Below are 20,029 nucleotides of genomic sequence, written 5' to 3'. Positions count from 1 at the left end.
TGGCGGTTGGTTTTCAGGGTGAGTATCAGCATGTAAAGCGCTGTGGGGTGAAATTAGCGCTTCAAATCGGGGCAGGGTTCTGGTACAAAGTCAGCCGCTCAGAGCGGGTCTCAGAGCGGGTATAGTTTAGTGGTAAAACGAAAGCTTCCCAAGCTTTAGTTGAGGGTTCGATTCCCTCTACCCGCTCCACTTCAATCCTTCAAAAAAATCTGCTCTACCCTCCTGAAATTCGCCAGTCCCCCTTTCCAGTCAAGTATCACCCTCTCCCCGCGTTAACTCTTAGATAGCAAAACCATCAGAAACACCTCAATGCAACTCAAACATCGAAGTCATTGCACTGGTCCGGCACTGACCTTCCCCACCCCCGCCTCTCCCGGCACCCGCGCCTTGGCCTCTTCCGCCGAAACCGGCACCACCAGATACTGCCGGTACTCCCGGAACGCCTGCAAGGCAGAGGCGTCCTGCGGGCGATAGTCGCCGCCGCTATCCTGTTGCTGATTCGCCATACAAGGCCTGCCTATCGCGCTCATACACGCATCATTGGCGGCTTGTGAAACCGGATCGAACAAGGCGAACGCCGTGCCTGGCTGGTCCACATCGTTATACAGCGGGTGAGCCACGCTCTCGAAGTCGTTTCCCTCGACCAGCAGCTGTGACGATGAGGTGCGCGACATGATTGCGCCTTGATAGGTCATGCGCTGGAAGACATTGTTGACCAGCTGGGCACGAACCTGCGCATTGTTCATGCCGCCTGAATGCGGTGCTCTGCCTGAGGTATCGTGCACGTAGTTTCTCGACAGCGTCAGCGTGTCCTGACTGCCGAGGAACAGCCAGACCCAGTAATGATGACCGTCACAGGTAGACGAATACGGTGTACTGCCATCGAACTCGTTACTGGAGAGCGTGACGTGGGAGGCCGCGCCCCAGCCAGTCACGATCATCTGTCTGCCGATCCGCGCGAAGGTATTGTGATCGATCCAGACGCCATCAGCTTTGTTCAGGGTCAGCGCATCTCCGCCCCATACGACACGTGGATTGATATCCGAGAGCGTCAGGTTGCGAACGATCACGTTATGCGCGCCGTCGCCAATGAACAGTCCGGCGCCCTGAATACCTGCCTTGTCGCCAACCCCGATCAACGTCTTGTTGGAGCCGACTTTCAGTGGTTTCAATCCCGCGTTGTCGTAGGTCACCATGACGCGTGGCCTTGATTGGCAGAAGTCGTTGGCGCCATTCAGTGCAAGTTGCTCACCCCCCTGCGGGCACGGCTTCACTACGCAGCCAGGCTCGGTGGTTGTGGTATTGCCGTTGGCAATTACGCTCGCGCGGAAGTCAAACGTATGGTCCAGAACAATCACTCGCGGTGTGTCATCGGTGCAGGCACCACGTGAGTCATGCGACGCACAGAGTGCTGATCGAAGTTCATCCAGCGTGGAAGGATGTACGGCAGCAGCGGAGCCTCCACCGGTCACGCCCTTGGCGAAACCTTCAGGCATGTCTGCTGCCCGCAAGCATTGCGCGCCTGACAGGAGCAGAACCAGAGTGGCGGCGATCTTCAGATAGCCGCTTTGCAAAAGAGATCGCAGGGGCGTCATCGGTTGAGCTTCCCGTCATGCTCGCGGGATTCGCGAGGACAATCTGGATGCTAAACGGACTGCGGCCTGGCCTGCTTCGCTTCCATGGAGCTGGTCAGCCTGCGTTCAGGCAGCCTCGCTCACGAAAACACCCGCTCCATCCTGACGCTGTCAATCCCGCGCCCATGCCCGTCGACATCGACCGAGACCACGGCAAAGCCCAGGTTCGAGTAGAACCCCTGAACATGCTGACTGGTATCGATAAAGGCTCGGGTGACGCCCGGTAACGCCTGCATGCGTTGCAGCCGGGCCTTGGTCAGAAATCGGCCAAGGCCGCTGCCGTGGTGGCCGCTGATGACCATGCCCCAGGTCAGCTCTGCCACTTCAGGGTTTGCCAGCACCAGGTATCCACCACAGGCGACAAGCTCGCCGTCACGCTCAGCTACGAAGTACTGGCCCAGCGGAGCCATCAGAAAACGGGCAAATTGCTCGCGCTCCGCAGGGTCGAAGTAGCGCGGGACGTTGCTGTCGAAGATATCCAGACAACGCTCACGATCTGCGAGGGTGTATGGCCGAAGCATGTCCATGGCAGGCCCGTTGTGCAGGAATGATTAAAGTGCCTGGCGAAATATATCCTGAATCTGCTCAAGATCGGCAGGACGCGGGTTGGTCAGGCCACAGGCATCTTTCAGGGCATTGGTGGCCAACACCGGGAAGTCTTCCTCCTTGACGCCCAGCGTAGCAAGGCCTGCCGGGATCTCCACAGCAGCCGACAATGCACGAATGGCGTCGATGGCCGCCTGAGCGCCTTCTTCCGGAGAGAGCCCACGGATGTTGCTGCCCATGGCGTGCGCAACGTCGGTCAGGCGTGCAGCGCTTACGCTGGCGTTGAAGCGCTGCACATGTGGCAGTAATACCGCGTTGCACACACCGTGTGGCAAATCATAGAAGCCACCCAACTGGTGCGCCATGGCATGCACGTAGCCCAGTGAGGCGTTATTGAACGCCATGCCAGCCAGAAACTGGGCATAGGCCATGTTCTCGCGGGCTGTGATGTTTGCTCCGTTATTGAATGCGTCGCGCAAATTGTTGGCGATCAGCGCCATGGCCTGCAAGGCGCAGGCATCGGTGATCGGGTTGGCCGCCGTGGAGACGTAGGCTTCAATTGCGTGAGTCAGGGCGTCCATACCGGTGGCGGCGGTCAGCGACCTGGGCATGGCGACCATCATGTCGGGATCATTCACCGACAACAGCGGCGTGACGTTGCGGTCGATGATCGCCATTTTTACGTGCCGCGCTTCGTCGGTGATGATGCAGAAGCGGGTCATTTCACTCGCGGTTCCGGCGGTGGTATTGATGGCAATCAGCGGCAGCTGCGGTTTTGCCGACCGGTCGACACCCTCATAGTCACTGATGTGCCCTCCATTGCTGGCGCACAGGGCAATGCCTTTTGCGCAGTCGTGGGGCGAGCCACCGCCCAGCGATATGACGAAATCGCACTCGCGCTCCTGCAACAAGGCCAGGCCGTTCTCGACGTTGGCGATGGTCGGGTTGGGGCGCGCACCGTCGTACACAACCGAGTCGATGCCCTGCTCCACCAGCAGCCCGGCGACCTGCCTGGCTACTCCAGCCTTGGCGAGTCCCGCATCCGTGACTATCAGAGCCTTGCGAAATCCGTATTTGTGTATGGCGAGCATGGCTTCATCAATGCAGCCAGTGCCGATGATGTTCACAGCGGGGATGAAAAAGGTGCTGATCATGACGGACCCTCTTGGGTAGCGCGGATGCTTGGGTGATAAACCAAGCATCCGCCTAGCGCGAGGTACAACCATTGACCCAGCGCAACGAAGCAGTCAAACGCCAGACCGTTGGTCGCAGACTCTTCGGCCACTGCGCACAGGGCGGCTATTTTCAGCCAATAAAGCCGTCGCTCCTGAGGAGGGTTTCCAGGCAATGCTCGCTGATGCCGTAGAACGTCTTGAGCTCCTGAATGCGTGCCAGCAACTGGGCCGGATCGACCGGCTCGGCACGCTTGACCGCGAGGATCATCTTGTTCTTGTTGGTGTGCTCCAGCGAGATGAACTCGAACACCTTGGTTTCGTAACCGCATGCCTCCAGCAACAACGCGCGCAGGCTGTCGGTGACCATCTCGGCCTGCTGGCCCATGTGCAGACCGTATTGCAGCATCGGTTTCAACAAGGCAGGGCTCTGGATCTGCAGACGAATCTGTTTGTGGCAGCACGGCGAACACATGATGATCGAGGCGCCGGAGCGAATGCCCATATGAATGGCATAGTCTGTCGCGATGTCACAGGCGTGCAGCGCGATCATCACATCCAGCGCGCTGGGCGCCACTGTACGCACGTCACCCTGCGCAAAGGTCAGGCCCGGATGATCGAGCTTCGCCGCCGCCTCGTTGCACAGCGTGACCATGTCTTCGCGCAGCTCCACACCGCTTACCAGCCCTTGCGCCTGCAAGGTGTTGCACAGGTAATCGTGGATGGCGAAGGTCAGATACCCCTTGCCTGAGCCGAAGTCCGCGACCTTGATCGGCTGATCGAGCTTGAGCGGCGATGAGCTCAATGCATGGGAAAACACTTCGATGAACTTGTTGATCTGCTTCCATTTGCGCGACATGGCCGGAATCAACTCATGCTGCCGATTGGTCACACCGAGGTCGGTCAGGAATGGCCGGGTTAGCTCCAGGTAGCGCTTCTTCTCGCGATCATGCCCTGCCGAAGGGGCCTGGCGTTCCTGCTGAGCCTTGCTTTTGAACAGCGTCGTCTTGCCCTTCTTGCTGAACTCAAGCTGCACCTCGTCGCTCAGCGACAGCAGATGCGCGTTCTTGAACGACGCGGGTATCAGGCCGGCAATGACCTCCACGGCTTCAGCAAGCGCGAAGTTGCTGGTGATATCGCGGGTCTTGTAGCGATACACGAAGCTCAGGCAGGGCTGCCCCTTCACGGTCAGCGGTTTGATGATAATCCGCTGCAGATCGGCCTCGCTGCCCACGTATTTGGCCAGGACCAGCTTGACCAGCGAGTTCTGCGACAGGCTGATGTCCAGCAGCCCCAGGAACTGCGCAAGGTGATCGGTCGCAGTGCCGGATGACGTGGGGGTAATGACTGACATTGAAAATGTGCCTCAAGTGTCCCGACCGGGACTCGAAAAAACCAGACCGGCATTTTAGGCGCGTCGGCACGTCAAGGGCACCTCTAATTTTCAGCGACCACGCCGACTGTTCGCGCGATCCGTACACCCTTGCGAAACGCATATACCCGTTAAAAAAGATTTGCGCCGAAAACCGCGCACCTTTAATTGCGCGGCATAAAAACACAGTGGTAGTCGCAGTGGCTGATTACAAAAATCAGATAAAACGTCGCTTTGGGCACAAGAGGCCAAAAGGTTTACAACTCGCTCTACAACTTTCTGGATCGGATCGTGTGACGAGCCAACTCTGCTGCACCGATCAGCCAGCTTGTCGAACAACTGAAGACGTACATGACATCGTTCCACGATGTAACGCGCATCCTCTGACGCACCTGGTTGCCATACAAAGGCAGACGTTGATGCTATCGACGCCTGCCTTTGCTTTTATCCCAGCACCACCAACCTGTTCGGCAGTTCATTCCTGCCGTGGGTCACGGGAACATGATCGGCAAGCAACTCGCCACAAGCATGGATACAGCCGAGAAACCCCTGCAAAGTCTGTCCATCTCTGACCTGTTGAGTAAACACGTCAACCATCGCCTTCCAGGTATCGTTGTGCAGACGACTGGCGATGCCATGGTCAACCAGAATTTCGACATACCGTTCGGCCTCGCTGACAAACACCAGAATGCCGGTTCCGTCGTGGGTCTTGTGCAGGTTCTGTTCGAGAAACTGGCGGCGCGCGAGGTTTCCGGCCCGCCAGCGCCGCACCGAAAGCGGCACCAGCAACGCCGAGACCTTCGACAGACGACATACCAGTGCCACGATAATGAACGTGCTCATCTGCGCGAGCATCAACTCGTCCGCACTCAGCCATTGAAGGCAGTAATTGATCGTGCCCGGCAGCAGCAGGCCGATCAGCCCGGCCCAGATCAGCGGCATGTAGGCATAGTCGTCGGCGCGTGAAGCCAGCACCGTGACCAGCTCGGCGTCAGTACGCTGCTCGACGCGGTCAATCGCTTCGGCAACCTGCCGCTGTTCGTCTTTGTTCAGTAAAGCCATGGTTCCCTCATTCCCGAATCAATCAGCTACCAGTTGCCTGAAGCACCGCCACCGCCGAAACGTCCGCCACTGCGATCAGCGGCTCTGTCGCGCGAGGACCGGGTGGCGCCACCGCGTCTGACGCTGATGATTACAATCCCCAGCACAATGAGCGTCAACACGATACCGATCAGCCAGACCTGGTCGTTATTGGTCTGTTCGCCATATTTGGATATCTGCCTGGTCGGCTCAGGGTAATCGGGTATCTGCCCACCCAATGCCGCGATGATCGCGCGCGTGCCGCGCTCTATGCCGATGGCAAACCGGTTGTCGTCAAACTCCGGGGTCATCAGCATGTCGATGATAAGAGAAGCCTGGGCGTCATTGAGACGATCCTTCAGCGCATCGCCGACCTCCATGAATACCTTGCGCTTGTCGCGATAGACCACCAGCAGAACACTGTCATCCTTGCCGTGCAGCCCCAGGCCCCAGGTGTCACCGAGCCGGGAGCCGAACTCTTCGATGCTCGTGCCCTGCAGATCAGCGAGGGTCACGACCACCACCCGCTCCCCGGTCGCCTTTTCATGGGCACTCAGAAGTCTGGCCAGACGAACCGTAGTCTGGCTGTCGAGCATTTGTGCGGCATCCACCACACTGCCGGTCATCGGCGGAAAAACCAGTGCTGATGGCTCCGCCTCGGCACGCAATACCCCTCCCAACAGCATCACCGCGTACAACATCCACTGTGAAACAGACTTCAAAATCCAGACCTCCAGTGTTTTTTTGAATCCATTGAAACGACCCGCCTTAGCCAAAACACAAGTTCCCCGGCATAATCCACCGCCAACACCTGAAGCGATCACTATTTCATCGAACAGGGTCTGTACAAAAATCATTCAAACCGCCATTTTCGTACACACCTTGGGGAGACTTCGTACAGTGAAGCGGATAGCAATTATCCTTGCATCCCGTGCGAACCATAACGCCAAAGGTCCATAACCCAAAAACTGGCTGTCGGACATTAAACGCGAGTTACTGACAAAAGCCTTGAGAAATCATTCATGAATAAGCTGTGTTTATTAGGTTTGCTGGTCGGTATGGCCAGTCAGTCGGTGATGGCCCAGACCACTGCCGCCACGGACAATACAACGCTTCAGGCCAAGAATGCCTTCATCGGCAAACTCATGAAACAAATGACTCTGGACGAAAAGATCGGTCAGCTACGACTCATCAGTATCAGTTCGGAAATGCCACAGCCGCAAATTCTCAAGGAAATTGCCGCGGGAAGGATCGGCGGCACGTTCAACTCGATTACCCGTTCGGAAAATCGTCCGCTGCAGGAAGCCGCAGTCGCCAAAAGCCGCCTGAAAATTCCGATGTTCTTTGCCTATGACGTGGTTCACGGTCATCGCACGATTTTTCCGATCAGCCTGGGCATGGCCGCCAGCTGGGACATGGACGCCATCGCATTGATGGGCCGGGTCTCGGCCAAAGAAGCCAGTGCCGACAGTATCGACATGACCTTCGCCCCCATGGTGGATATTTCCCGCGACCCTCGCTGGGGCCGCAGCTCCGAAGGTTTCGGTGAAGACACCTACCTGGTGTCACGCATTTCCGACGTGATGGTCAGGTCCTTCCAGGGCAAGAACGTCGCCGCCAACGACAGCATCATGGCCGCCGTCAAACACTTCGCCCTGTATGGCGCGGTAGAAGGCGGGCGCGATTACAACACCGTGGACATGAGCATGACGCGCATGTACCAGGACTACCTGCCGCCCTACAAGGCCGGCATCGATGCCGGCGCCGGCGGCATCATGGTTGCGCTCAACTCGATCAACGGCGTCCCGTCGACCTCCAACAAATGGCTGATGCAGGACCTGTTGCGCAAGGACTGGGGCTTCAAGGGCGTGACCATCAGTGATCACGGCGCACTCAAGGAGCTGATCGACCACGGCGTGGCCAAGGATTTCCGCGAGGCCGCCAAGCTGGCGATCAAGGCGGGCGTCGACCTGAGCATGAACGACGCGGCCTATGGCGAGCAGTTGCCCGGCCTGGTGAAAGACGGCGAGGTTTCCATGAAGGAAATCGACAGCGCCGTGCGTGAAGTGCTGGGTGCCAAATACGACATGGGCCTGTTCGCCTCGCCTTACGGTCGCATCGGCGTTGCCGCCGATGACCCTGCCGATACCTATTCCGATGACCGCCTGCACCGTGCCGAAGCTCGCGATGTGGCGCGCAAGACACTGGTGCTGCTGAAAAACCAGAACGAGACACTGCCGCTTAAGAAACAAGGCACCATCGCGGTGATCGGCGGACTGGCGCAAAGTCACCTCGACATGCTCGGCAGCTGGTCGGCAGCCGGTCGTCCCAACCAGTCGGTGACGGTATATGAAGGGCTGGCCAATGCCGTCGGCGACAAGGCCAAGCTGGTTTACGCACGCGGCGCCAATGTCAGTGACAACGAACACGTCCTCAACTACCTGAACTTCATCGAGAAGGAAGTAGAGATCGACCCGCGTCCAGCGCAGGAAATGATCGACGAAGCGGTCAAGGTCGCCGAGCAGGCCGATGTGATCGTTGCCGTGGTCGGTGAGTCGCGTGGCATGTCCCACGAATCGGCCAGCCGCAGCAGCCTGAACATTCCGGGCAAGCAGCGTGACCTGATCAAGGCGCTCAAAGCCACCGGCAAACCGCTGGTTCTGGTGTTGATGAATGGTCGTCCGCTGGTGCTGGTCGACGAACAGGAACAGGCCGACGCCATGCTCGAAACCTGGTTCCCGGGCACCGAAGGCGGCAACGCAGTGGCTGATGTGCTGTTCGGCGACTACAACCCGTCGGGCAAGCTGGCCATGTCGTTTCCGCGCTCGATCGGTCAACTGCCGGTCTACTATGCGCACCTGAACACCGGCCGTCCGTATCACGAAGGCAAGCCAGGCAACTACACCTCGCATTATTTCGAGGAGCCCAATGGCCCGCTGTTCCCGTTCGGTTATGGTCTGAGCTACACCCAGTTCGACGTCTCGGACATCAAGCTGTCGGACGCCAGCATGACGCGCAAAGGCAAGCTCACGGCCAGCGTGACCGTGAAGAATACCGGCAAGGTAGCCGGTGCAACCGTTGTGCAGTTGTATCTGCATGACGTAGTGGCATCGATCAGCCGTCCGGTAAAAGAACTGAAGAACTTCGAGAAAGTGATGCTTGAGCCTGGAGAAGAAAAGGTTGTTACCTTCACCCTCAGTGAAGAAGACCTGAAGTTCTACAACAGCGAGCTCAAGCACGTGGCAGAACCTGGCGAATTCAAGGTCATGATCGGCCTGGACTCGCAAGCAGTGAAAGAAGCGACCTTCAATCTGCTGTAAACCCTGTGCATGGCGCGTTCACGAGCGTTCGCCCGGGAACGCGCCAGCAGGGTCCGATCAGGCTGAGATATGACGCTCAAGCATCGCTACTGGCGCATTACCCTGTACGTGCTGCTGATCCTGGCCGGTGCGGTCCTGTCCGCCGGGCTCGCGATGCGTCAGGCCCAGCGTCACGCAATGTCGGAAGATGCCGCGCGTGCCGAAGGACAGCTGGCACTGTATGCCAACACCCTGCACACCCTGATCGAGCGCTATCGCGCCCTGCCCTCCGTCCTGGCGCTGGACCCGGAAATTCGTGCCGCGCTGAGCGGCCCGGTGACCGGTGAGGTGCAGAACGCCCTCAACCTCAAGCTGGAAAAAATCAACAGCGCGGCTCATTCGTCGACGCTGGAGTTGCTCGACCTGCATGGTCTGGCGATTGGCGCGAGCAACTGGCGCACGCCCAATAGCTATGTCGGCCACAACTACGCTTTTCGACCCTACTTCCTGCAAACACGCGCCAAGGGCACCGGGCGCTTTTACGCGGTGGGTGTGACCACCGGGATTCCCGGGTACTTTCTGTCCAGCGCGGTATTGAGTGATACCGGTGGGTTCATGGGGGCGATGGTCGTCAAGCTGGAGTTCCCGAGCCTTGAGCAGGAGTGGAATCAGGGTGAGGATCTGCTGCTGGTCAGCGATGAGAAAGGCATCGTATTCATCGCCAATCAACCAGACTGGCGCTATCGCGAGCTGCTGCCGATCTCGGTGGAAGACCGTGCCAACCTGTTGCGCACCCGCCAGTACGACAAGAAGGTGTTGTCGCCGCTGCGCAGCCGGGTCATCGACAGCTTCAGCGAAAACAGTCATCTGAGCCGTGTCGAAGGTCCGTACGGCACCACGGATTATCTCTGGCAGTCGCTGCCCCTTCCGGACGAAAACTGGACCCTGCATCTGTTGCGCAAGCCGCCCGCCTCCAGCGAGGACGTTCGCAATGCAGGACTGGCCGCTGCAGGCATCTGGCTGGCGCTGGTGTTTCTGAGTCTGTTTCTCTATCAACGCTGGCGACTGGCGCGACTGAGGGAGCGCAACCGGGATGAACTGGAGCGTCTGGTGCAAGAGCGCACGCGTGATCTGCAGACCGCGCAGGACGGTCTGGTGCAGTCGGCCAAACTGGCGGCACTGGGGCAGATGTCGGCAGCGCTGGCCCACGAAATCAACCAGCCTCTGACGGCCCAGCGTATGCAACTGGCGACCCTGCGCCTGCTGCTCGATCAGGGCCGAATCGATGAAGCCTGCAAAGCACTGGTTCCCGTCGATCAGCAACTGACACGTATGGCCGCCTTGACCAGCCATCTGAAAACCTTCGCGCGCAAGAGCCCCAGCGGTCTGCGCGAGAGGCTGGACCTGGCCACGGTGGTCGATCAGGCCTTGCTGCTGCTTGACCCGCGCCTGCGCGAAGAACACGTCGACTGCGTCCTCCATCTGTCACGCCCGGCATGGGTGCGCGGCGACGCCATCCGCCTGGAGCAGGTACTGATAAACCTGCTGCGCAATGCACTGGACGCCATGCGCGAATGCTGCTCAAAGCGCCTTGAAGTGCGTATCGATGCCGTCGACAACCAGTGGCGGCTCAGCGTCAGGGACAACGGAAGCGGGATCGCAGCGGAGAATCTGCCCAGCATTTTCGATCCGTTCTTCACCACCAAACCGGTAGGCGACGGCCTGGGCCTTGGCCTCGCGGTGTCTTACGCCATCATTCATGAACTGGGCGGGCAACTGACGGCACAAAACCATGCGGACGGTGCCGAGTTCCGGTTCAGCTTGCCCAACGACTTTCTGGAGGCCTGACCCGGCATGTTGAATTCGGTCATCGTGGTAGACGACGAGGCGCCCATTCGGCAAGCCGTCGAACAATGGCTGACGTTGTCGGGGTTCGAGGTGCAAGTCTTCGCCCGCGCCGAAGAGTGCCTGGCACACATACCGGAGCACTTCCCCGGCGTCGTGCTGACCGATGTGCGCATGCCGGGCATGAGCGGTCTGGAGCTGCTGACCCGGTTGCAAGGTGCAGACCGCGACCTGCCGGTCATCCTCCTCACCGGCCATGGCGATGTGCCGATGGCCGTGGAAGCGATGCGCGAAGGAGCCTATGACTTTCTGGAAAAACCCTTCAGCCCGGAAACCCTGATCAGCAACCTGCGGCGCGCCCTCGAGAAACGCCAGCTGGTGCTGGAAAACCGCCGCCTGCATGAGCAGGCCGATGCCAGAACCCGGCTGGACGCCACTCTGCTCGGCGTATCGCCGGGCATGCAGGCCCTGCGCCGCCAGGTGCTGGAACTGGCGCAACTGCCGGTCAACGTGATCATTCGCGGGGAAACCGGCAGCGGCAAGGAACTGGTCGCTCGCTGCCTGCACGATTTCGGGCCGCGCGCCGCCAAACCTTTTGTTGCACTCAACTGCGCGGCCATCCCGGAGCATCTGTTCGAAGCCGAGTTGTTCGGCCACGAAAGCGGCGCCTTCACCGGCGCGCAGGGCAAGCGCATCGGTCGCCTGGAGTATGCCGACGGCGGCACGGTATTCCTTGATGAAATCGAAAGCATGCCGATGGCGCAACAGGTCAAGCTGCTGCGCGTTCTGCAGGACAAGCGCCTTGAGCGGCTGGGCTCCAATCAGAGCATCGACGTCGACCTGCGCATCATTGCCGCGACCAAACCAGACCTTCTCGAAGAAGCGCGTGCCGGGCGCTTCCGCGAAGATCTGGCCTACCGCCTCAACGTTGCCGAGCTGCGCTTGCCGCCGTTACGCGAGCGCCTCGAAGACATTGCGCAACTGTTCAGCCACTTCGCCCGCGCCGCCGCCGAGCGCGTGGGCCGGGAGCCGCCAGCGCTGGACGCAGCGCACCTGAGCCGGTTGCTCGGCCACGACTGGCCAGGCAACGTGCGCGAGCTGGCCAATGCCGCCGAGCGGCAGGCCCTGGGTCTGGAGCAAGCCCCGCCGCAACCTGATACTCAATGGCCGGGGCACTCGCTGGCGGCGCGTCAGGAAGCCTTCGAAGCGCAATGCCTGCGCGCTTCGCTGGCACGTCATAAAGGCGACATCAAGGCGGTGCTCAATGAACTGCAATTGCCACGGCGGACGTTGAACGAGAAGATGCAGCGCCATGCTCTGGTACGCGAAATGTTTCTCGAATGAAGGCTGTGCACATTCCTTAAAGCTTGTTCCGGCGATAACCGAACATTTCCAGCAGCGCCGGGTCTGCATACTGTTCACGGCTATATGAGGTCGTGATGGCTGGATACTTGTGAGGCATAATGACATCATGCCCGCATGGCTATTCAGCTCACTTTGACAGTCCGAAAGATGGGGCATTTTCTACCGTGAATACTCCCCTCGACCTCCCATTGGGAGGCGGCGAAATGGGTCGGTTTATCCGAGAGACGGACTGGTCGACGTCCGCGCTGGGACCGAAGCAAGCATGGCCCGCAGCGCTACTGTCTTCAATGAATCTGATGCTCAGTTGCCCTGACAGCATGTACCTGCTCTGGGGCCCTGACTACACCCTGTTTTTCAATGACGCTTACGCTCAGGTCCTGCCTATTGCGGCACAGCAGGCGCAGGGGCAGCCCATTGCCTCGATCTGGGGCGATGCCTGGGAAGCCGTGCGGCCGCTCGCCGAGCAGGCGCTGGCCGGACAAAGCCGCCGATCCGACAATATTCAGCGCACCATCGTCCGTAATGGCAAGCCCGAGAAGACCTGGTGGTCGCTGTCCTACTCGCCGCTGTATGGCGATAGCGGCCTCATCGAGGGCGTGTTCTGCCGGGTCAACGAGACCACTTTGCAGGTCATGGCAGAAGTCCGCCAGTCGGAGAGCGAAGCGTTCACGGACCGCGTGCTGTCGAGCATCAACGACTGTATCAAGGTGCTGGACCTCGATTCGCGCCTGACCTTCATGAGTGAAGGCGGTCAGCAAATCATGGAAGTCAGCGATTTCAACGCGATTCGCGGCTGCCCCTGGCCTGACTTCTGGCAAGACCAGGGCAATCTGGACGCCATCGCTGCGGTCGAGGCTGCCAAGGCGGGTCACAACGCCAGTTTCACCGGCTCGGCGCAGACCATGGCCGGTACCACCAAGTGGTGGCACGTGCAGGTCAGCCCGATTTTCGGCAAGGATGGCAAGCCGGAGAAGATCCTCTGTGTTTCCAGGGACATGACCCAGCTCAGAGACGCTGAAGAAGCACTGCTTTCGCTCAACGAAACGCTTGAACAACGCGTGGTCGAACGCACCCAGGACCGTGACCGTATCTGGCGGCTGTCGACCGACCTGATGCTCGTGGCGCAGTTCGACGGGATCATCTCGGCGGTCAATCCGGCCTGGACGCAAGCCCTCGGCTGGTCGGAAGAACAACTGCTCGACGGCCAGTTTCTGGCATTGGTGCACCCTGAAGATGTGAGCAGCACACTGGCCGCCATGAGCGGGCTCGAGAGCGGCCGCACTATTCCCCACTTCAAGAATCGCTATCGCCATCTGGACGGCTCATATCGGACCATCTCCTGGACTGCCGTGCCGGACAAGCAATTCATCCATGCCGTCGGCCGTGACATTCAGGCCGAGGAAGAAGCCAATGAAGCGTTGCGGCTCTCGCAGGACGCCCTGCATCAGGCGCAGAAGCTGGAGGCCATCGGTCAACTCACTGGCGGCGTGGCACATGACTTCAACAACCTGCTGACGGTGATCCGCTCGTGCAGCGATCTGTTGAAATCGCCGAACCTTGAAGAGTCTCGTCGTGTGAAGTACGTCGAGGCCATTTCCAGCACCGTCGACCGGGCAGCTCGCCTGACCGGTCAGTTGCTGGCGTTTGCCCGACGTCAGGCCTTGCAGCCGGAAGTGTTCGATGTGTGCAAGAGCGTGGCGCGTATTGGCGAGATGATGGACACGCTTACCGGCGCGCGTATTCAAGTCAGCATCGACCTGCCTGTCGGGCCGTGCTTCATCTTTGCGGACGGCAGCCAGTTCGATACTGCGCTGGTCAACATGGTAGTCAACGCCCGCGATGCGATGTCCGGTGCAGGCAAGCTGGTCATAAAGGTTGAATGCGCTGCCTGCTGTGCGGCAGATAAGCCCGCTTCACTTGGCGAGAGTGACTATGTGAAGGTATCCCTGACTGATACCGGCGCGGGTATTGCCAAAGATAAGCTGGGCCTGATCTTCGAACCGTTCTATACCACCAAGAGTGTCGGCCAGGGCACAGGGCTGGGTCTGTCGCAGGTATTCGGGTTTGCCAAACAGTCGGGTGGTGAAGTCCTGGTTGAAAGCGAACTGGGCAAAGGCAGCCGCTTCACGCTGTGCCTGCCCAGCGCACAGAATCACGAAGTCGTCCAGGAAGACAATCACCCTACGCTCACCCCATTGCCCGGACTGTGCGTGCTGATGGTCGAGGACAATCAGGATATCGGCACCTATACGCGCCCCATGCTTGAGCAGCTTGGCTTTCAGGTGCTCTGGGTGAGCAGTGCCGCCGAGGCGCTGAAAGAGCTTTCCGGCAACCCGGAAAACTTTCATGTGGTGTTCTCGGATATCGCCATGCCGGGCATGAGCGGTCTGGAGCTGTATGGCGAAATCGAAGCGCGCTATCCGTGGATGCCGGTAGTTCTTACCACCGGGTACAGCACTGAGTTCGCGACGATCGCTCAGGACGAAACACACCGCTTTGATCTGTTGCAGAAACCCTATTCCAGAGACGATCTGGCGGCAATTCTGCACAAGGCCGTGAGCCGTACCGGCGAACACTGATGGTATGGATTCGTATGAATCCATTACGCCACCGGATTCATTGATGCCTGATACGCATGAGTGAATCCCGGCACTCCCGACACATAAAACCAAGACAACACCCGTTGCCTTGATTCAAAATCACGCAAAACATCGCAGTACTCTTAGAGCAGGGAGCATTTTCGAGATGATCGTCGGTATTGATCTGGGTACCACCAACAGCCTGGTGGCTGTATGGCGCGACGGCAGCAGCGAGCTGGTGACCAACGCGCTGGGAGAAACACTCACTCCCAGCGTTGTCGGACTGGACGACGAAGGGCAGATCCTGGTCGGCAAGGCGGCACGCGAACGCCTGCAGACCCACCCGGAAAAGACCACCGCCCTGTTCAAGCGCTACATGGGCAGCGCTCAGGAAATTCGCCTGGGCTCTGCGACCTACCGCCCGGAAGAGTTGTCCTCGCTAGTCCTGAAAAGCCTGAAGGCTGATGTCGAGCGCGCGTTTGGCGAGCCTGTCACGGAAGCGGTGATCAGCGTTCCGGCCTATTTCAGCGACGCTCAACGTAAAGCCACGCGAATTGCCGGCGAGCTCGCGGGACTCAAGGTCGAGAAGCTCATCAACGAGCCGACTGCGGCGGCGCTTGCGTATGGCCTCCACCAGAAGGAAGGCGAAACCTCGTTTCTGGTCTTCGACCTGGGTGGCGGTACCTTCGACATCTCGATCCTCGAACTCTTCGACGGTGTGATGGAAGTACGTGCCAGCGCAGGCGACAACTTTCTGGGGGGTGAAGATTTCGATCGTTTGTTGGTAGAGCACTTTCTGACCCTGCACCGCGATGAACGAGACTTTCCTGGCAAAGAGCAGGTCACTCCCTCGCTGCGGCGTGAGGCCGAGCGCGTGCGCAAGGCGCTGGGACAGGAAAACAGTGTCGACTTCGTGCTGCGCCACGCCGACCGCGAATGGCGCAAGACAATCACGCAAGAGCAGATAAGCGATCTGTTTGCACCTCTGCTGACGCGTCTGCGTGCGCCCATCGAGCGCGCCTTGCGCGATGCAAAAATCCGCGTGGCGGATCTGGACGAGATCCTCCTGGTAGGCGGTACCACGCGCATGCCGCTGATCCGGAAACTGGCCGCAGGAATGTTCGGGCGTTTTCCAGCCCTCACGCTCAACCCGGATGAAGTGGTCGCACAAGGCGCTGCTATCCAGGCAGCACTCAAACAGCGCGATGCGGCGCTGGAAGAAGTCGTACTGACTGACGTATGCCCTTACACCCTGGGTATCGAAACCACACAATATGTGTTCAACGGCTACCAGTCGGGGCATTACCTTCCGATTATCGAGCGCAACAGTGTGGTACCGGTCAGCCGGGTACGCACGGTGAACACTATTGCCGACAATCAGGAACACGTTCTGCTGAAGATCTTTCAGGGTGAAAGCCGCCTGGTCAAAGACAACATTGCACTGGGCGAACTGAACATTCCCGTACCAAAAGCCAAGGCTGGCGAGGTCGAACTGGACGTGCGCTTCACTTACGACAACAACGGCCTGCTCGAAGCCGATGTGCGAATCCCGATGACCGGGGAAAATCACAAACTGGTCATCGAGAACAATCCCGGTGTCATGACACCGGCAGAAATTCGTGAGCGACTCAAGGTACTGGAAGCACTCAAGGTTCATCCCCGCGAACAACAGGTTAATACTCATCTGACGGCGCGCCTGGAGAGGCTCTATCAGGAGTATCTGGGCGAGGCACGCGAAACCATCGGAGTCTGGGCGGCGCAATTCCAGCGCGTCCTGGAAACCCAGGATGATCGTCAGATCAACGAGCTGCGCAAACAGCTCGAACAGCAAGCAGACCGCTTCGAACGAGGTGAGTGGTGACGGCGATGGATTGCTGGAGCGTACTGGAGCTGAGTCACGATGCCGACGAACGCAGCATCAAACGCCAATATGCCAGACTGCTGAAAACCACCCGGCCCGACGACGATCCGGTCGCCTTTCAAACACTGCGCGATGCGTACGAGCAGGCACTGAACCGGGCAAAAAATCGTGTCACAGAAGACCGTGGGGACAGTGACGACTGGCCATTTGTGGGTCAGGGGCATGAGTTGTCACCGCGCCACGAGACGCCGGTCGCACAATCGGAAGATCGCCAGACACCGCCCACGTTTGACAGGGATGAGCCTCCGGTACGGCCGGCGGTAGAGTTGAGCTGGTACGAACAGGCTTGTGATACCACACCGGAAAACCTGCATTCGCAACGTCAGATAGCACAGGATCAGGGCTGCGATGAGCTGTTCCAGCAGCACCTGGCAAGGCGCTGCCTGCTGGACCCTGAAGACAACCAGGCACTGATCAAAGCGGCGGTCGAGCAACTGCACTGGCTTACACCCTGGCAGAAAGTGCAGCTCAGGGCTCAGCAGTCACACCGACTGACTCAGGCACTACTGGACAGTTCGCTCGAGCAATTTCATATCCTGCTCGAACGCAATGAAGAGCGCGCCTTTCTCGATGCGCTCAAGGCTCTCCGGCAACAGCCATGGCTGACATCATTCGATCGCCAGGAGCAGCTCGAACAGTGGGTCATGACGCTGTTGCTCAACAACCATGACTGGTCCCCTGCCCTGTTCGAGCGTTTGAGCAGTCTCTTCGGCTGGGATGAGAAACATGACGTCTATGCCGGGCCACTTTCACTGTGGATGAATCTTGTCCAGCGCTGCGAGAAGAAAGCGTTCATCGCACGTCAGCAGAAATTGCTCGAAGAACCGGCGGACAGTCCTGAGGCGATTGCCGCGCGCCTGCTGCTGCAACCGCCGCCCCTGGATGAGCGGCTGCGCCTGGCACGGCAGGGCGACGAGACGTTATGGCAAGCCTGTGAGAAGCTTGCGTCCGACCTGACACATCGGTTTCCGGAGGCAATGGAGGCATTCCCTGAGTCAGATGTGCAGTCCTGGCGAAAGCTACCTAAGCAGGTGTCATTCAACCCCAATCTCAGAGCCTATTTTTTTGGCGTTCTGGTGATCCTGACAACGGCGTCGCTGGACCCCTCCAGGGCCAACGCCACCTGGTACGAGATAGTCGGAATTGCGCTGACTGTCCCCGTGTTCTTCCTGCTGGTGATCTACATATTCATGTCGTTCTGGCGACCTTTCGCTGAACGTATCAAGCCGCTGGACATGCGCTGGAGCGAGCGCCTGCTGCCCGATTATCTAAGCTGGCCCGGCTATCAGGCGCTGGTGCTGCGTCATGGCATTCCGATTGCCACGCTGGGCTATGTCTGCCTCAAGAAAGGCCCCGTGCTGGCATCGCTGTGGGGCGTGGTGCTAATGCTGTGGATCGTGCTGTCGCCGTACCGGATTTGCGCTTTTCAGGACGCCCTGGCCATCAGGACCGGCGGTTGGGACAGTTTAAAAGCCTACTGCGTCAGAAATACCTTCAAAGGGATCATGATCCTCATGGGGCTGATGCTTGCCTTCGTTATCGGAGTGATTGCTTTCGGGCCTGCACGCGTCCATTGACGCTATCCGAACGCCTATCGGCAAGAATCCGCTTACCCATATACGGCAGATAAGCGGATTCTTGCTCATTACATTCTCCCGACCGCTCTAGAACAAGCCCTCATGGTGTGGCACAGCTCCTGCTATGTAACGTGCAGGGCATCCAATGCCTCCTTCCAAAAATAATGAAAACAAGGAACACCATGGAAACTTCCAATCCCGCCTCCCATGGGTCGGCTGCTACTGCCGCTGGCCAGAAAACCACCTCCAGCCGTCTCAAATCGATCTTCAGTGGCTCGGTCGGCAACATGGTCGAGTGGTACGACTGGTACGTCTACGCCGCCTTCTCGCTGTACTTCGCCAAAGCCTTCTTTCCCAAGGGCGACACCACCGCACAGCTACTCAACACCGCCGCGATCTTTGCAGTCGGCTTTCTGATGCGGCCTATCGGTGGCTGGCTGATGGGGCTGTACGCCGACTACAAAGGGCGCAAGGCTGCGCTGATGGCATCGGTGCTGCTGATGTGCTTCGGCTCGCTGATCATCGCCCTGACACCAGGCTATGAAAGCATCGGCGTCGGTGCTCCGATCCTGCTGGTGTTCGCCCGCTTGCTGCAGGGGCTGTCTGTTGGCGGTGAATACGGCACGTCCGCCACCTACCTCAGTGAAATGGCCACCAAGGAACGTCGCGGCTTCTTCTCCAGTTTTCAGTACGTCACGCTGATTTCCGGCCAGCTCATCGCGCTGGGCGTGCTGATCGTTCTGCAACAGACGCTGACAACCGAGCAACTGTATGCATGGGGCTGGCGCATCCCGTTCGTCATCGGCGCCCTGTGTGCAATCGTCGCGCTGTTCCTGCGTCGCGGCATGGAAGAAACCGAGTCGTTTACGCGCAAGAAGAAGGAAAAGCCCAAGGAAAGCCTGATGCGCACACTGATGCGTCATCCCAAGGAACTGATGACCGTTGTCGGTCTGACCATGGGCGGGACGCTGGCTTTCTATACTTACACCACTTACATGCAGAAGTACCTGGTCAACACCGTCGGCATGAGCATCACCGACTCGACGTCGATATCAGCGGCGACACTGTTCCTGTTCATGCTGTTGCAGCCGGTTATCGGTGCGCTTTCCGACAAGGTGGGGCGCCGTCCGATCCTGATTGCGTTTGGCGTGTTGGGAACGCTGTGTACCGTACCGATCCTGACCACGCTGCATACCATTCAGACGTGGTGGGGGGCGTTCTTCCTGATCATGGCAGCACTGATCATTGTCAGCGGCTATACCTCGATCAACGCGGTGGTAAAGGCCGAGCTGTTCCCGACCGAGATCCGCGCGCTGGGCGTCGGTCTGCCTTACGCACTGACGGTATCGATATTCGGGGGCACTGCGGAATACATTGCGCTGTGGTTCAAGAGCATCGGTATGGAAACCGGTTACTACTGGTACGTCACTGCTTGTATTGCCTGCTCGCTGGCGGTGTATGTCTTCATGAAAGATACCCGCAAGCACTCGCGTATCGAAACTGACTGATCACGGTCACAACGATTCTCGTGCCCAAGCTCCGCTCTCATCGTTATATACAAATCTCGTGGGAGCGAGCTTGCTCGCGAAGAGGCCGGTACAGCCTCCAGAAATAGAGCGTTATGACTGACTCTTCTTGA

General features: G+C 58.9%; 13 protein-coding genes and 1 tRNA gene. 8 read left to right on the top strand and 6 right to left on the bottom strand.

Annotated features, from left to right (window positions below):
• Nucleotides 1-115: 115 nt before the first annotated feature.
• A tRNA-Gly gene (locus JOE33_RS19630) sits at nucleotides 116-189 on the top strand.
• A gap of 140 nt (nucleotides 190-329) precedes the next feature.
• Here the strand turns inward: JOE33_RS19630 and JOE33_RS19625 are convergent.
• The 6 genes from JOE33_RS19625 to JOE33_RS19600 all read right to left on the bottom strand — a co-directional run bounded on the left by JOE33_RS19625 (nucleotide 330) and on the right by JOE33_RS19600 (nucleotide 6,505).
• Nucleotides 330-1,595, bottom strand: coding sequence for a right-handed parallel beta-helix repeat-containing protein (locus JOE33_RS19625; protein WP_187625188.1), 1,266 nt, complete (start codon nucleotides 1,593-1,595; stop codon nucleotides 330-332).
• 119 nt (nucleotides 1,596-1,714) lie between these two features.
• Nucleotides 1,715-2,161, bottom strand: coding sequence for a GNAT family N-acetyltransferase (locus JOE33_RS19620; protein ID WP_054993458.1), 447 nt, complete (start codon nucleotides 2,159-2,161; stop codon nucleotides 1,715-1,717).
• Between the two features lie 24 nt (nucleotides 2,162-2,185).
• Nucleotides 2,186-3,334, bottom strand: a complete 1,149-nt coding sequence (yiaY, locus tag JOE33_RS19615; protein ID WP_122591600.1) for an L-threonine dehydrogenase — start codon at nucleotides 3,332-3,334, stop codon at nucleotides 2,186-2,188.
• A gap of 151 nt (nucleotides 3,335-3,485) precedes the next feature.
• On the bottom strand, nucleotides 3,486-4,706 hold the full coding sequence (locus JOE33_RS19610) for an SAM-dependent methyltransferase (protein WP_122591602.1): 1,221 nt from the start codon (nucleotides 4,704-4,706) through the stop codon (nucleotides 3,486-3,488).
• Nucleotides 4,707-5,168: 462 nt separating this feature from the next.
• A complete protein-coding gene (locus JOE33_RS19605; protein ID WP_010433894.1) occupies nucleotides 5,169-5,786 on the bottom strand; it encodes a TPM domain-containing protein in 618 nt (205 codons plus the stop codon).
• Between the two features lie 26 nt (nucleotides 5,787-5,812).
• The gene (locus JOE33_RS19600; protein ID WP_187624972.1) at nucleotides 5,813-6,505 is read right to left on the bottom strand and encodes a TPM domain-containing protein; all 693 of its coding nucleotides are present in this window, start codon (nucleotides 6,503-6,505) and stop codon (nucleotides 5,813-5,815) included.
• A 321-nt stretch (nucleotides 6,506-6,826) separates the two neighbouring features.
• Here JOE33_RS19600 and bglX point away from each other — a divergent pair, with 321 nt between their 5' ends.
• The 7 genes from bglX (at nucleotide 6,827) to JOE33_RS19565 (ending at nucleotide 19,898) form a co-directional block, all read left to right on the top strand.
• Nucleotides 6,827-9,124: a beta-glucosidase BglX gene (gene bglX / locus JOE33_RS19595; RefSeq protein ID WP_122591605.1), complete on the top strand. Its 2,298-nt coding sequence runs from the start codon at nucleotides 6,827-6,829 to the stop codon at nucleotides 9,122-9,124.
• Nucleotides 9,125-9,193: 69 nt separating this feature from the next.
• Complete coding sequence (locus JOE33_RS19590) at nucleotides 9,194-10,951, top strand: ATP-binding protein (protein WP_187624963.1); 1,758 nt, start codon at nucleotides 9,194-9,196, stop codon at nucleotides 10,949-10,951.
• 6 nt (nucleotides 10,952-10,957) lie between these two features.
• Entirely contained in the window at nucleotides 10,958-12,292 is a 1,335-nt protein-coding gene (locus tag JOE33_RS19585; protein ID WP_054993323.1) for a sigma-54 dependent transcriptional regulator, read from the top strand.
• Nucleotides 12,293-12,516: 224 nt separating this feature from the next.
• Nucleotides 12,517-14,892, top strand: coding sequence for a PAS domain-containing protein (locus tag JOE33_RS19580; protein ID WP_209924121.1), 2,376 nt, complete (start codon nucleotides 12,517-12,519; stop codon nucleotides 14,890-14,892).
• 166 nt (nucleotides 14,893-15,058) lie between these two features.
• Entirely contained in the window at nucleotides 15,059-16,753 is a 1,695-nt protein-coding gene (locus tag JOE33_RS19575; protein ID WP_032614806.1) for a molecular chaperone HscC, read from the top strand.
• A gap of 5 nt (nucleotides 16,754-16,758) precedes the next feature.
• Nucleotides 16,759-18,390 carry a J domain-containing protein gene (locus JOE33_RS19570; RefSeq protein WP_187624971.1) on the top strand — a complete coding sequence of 544 codons (1,632 nt, stop codon included), beginning with the start codon at nucleotides 16,759-16,761 and terminating at the stop codon, nucleotides 18,388-18,390.
• Between the two features lie 182 nt (nucleotides 18,391-18,572).
• On the top strand, nucleotides 18,573-19,898 hold the full coding sequence (locus JOE33_RS19565) for an MFS transporter (RefSeq protein WP_010433922.1): 1,326 nt from the start codon (nucleotides 18,573-18,575) through the stop codon (nucleotides 19,896-19,898).
• Nucleotides 19,899-20,029 lie beyond the last annotated feature (131 nt).

Source organism: Pseudomonas sp. PvP027 (genome assembly GCF_017833005.1).
Taxonomy (GTDB): domain Bacteria; phylum Pseudomonadota; class Gammaproteobacteria; order Pseudomonadales; family Pseudomonadaceae; genus Aquipseudomonas; species Aquipseudomonas congelans.
Note: the sequence above shows the minus strand (reverse complement) of the source record. Positions and strands in the feature narration are given on the sequence as shown.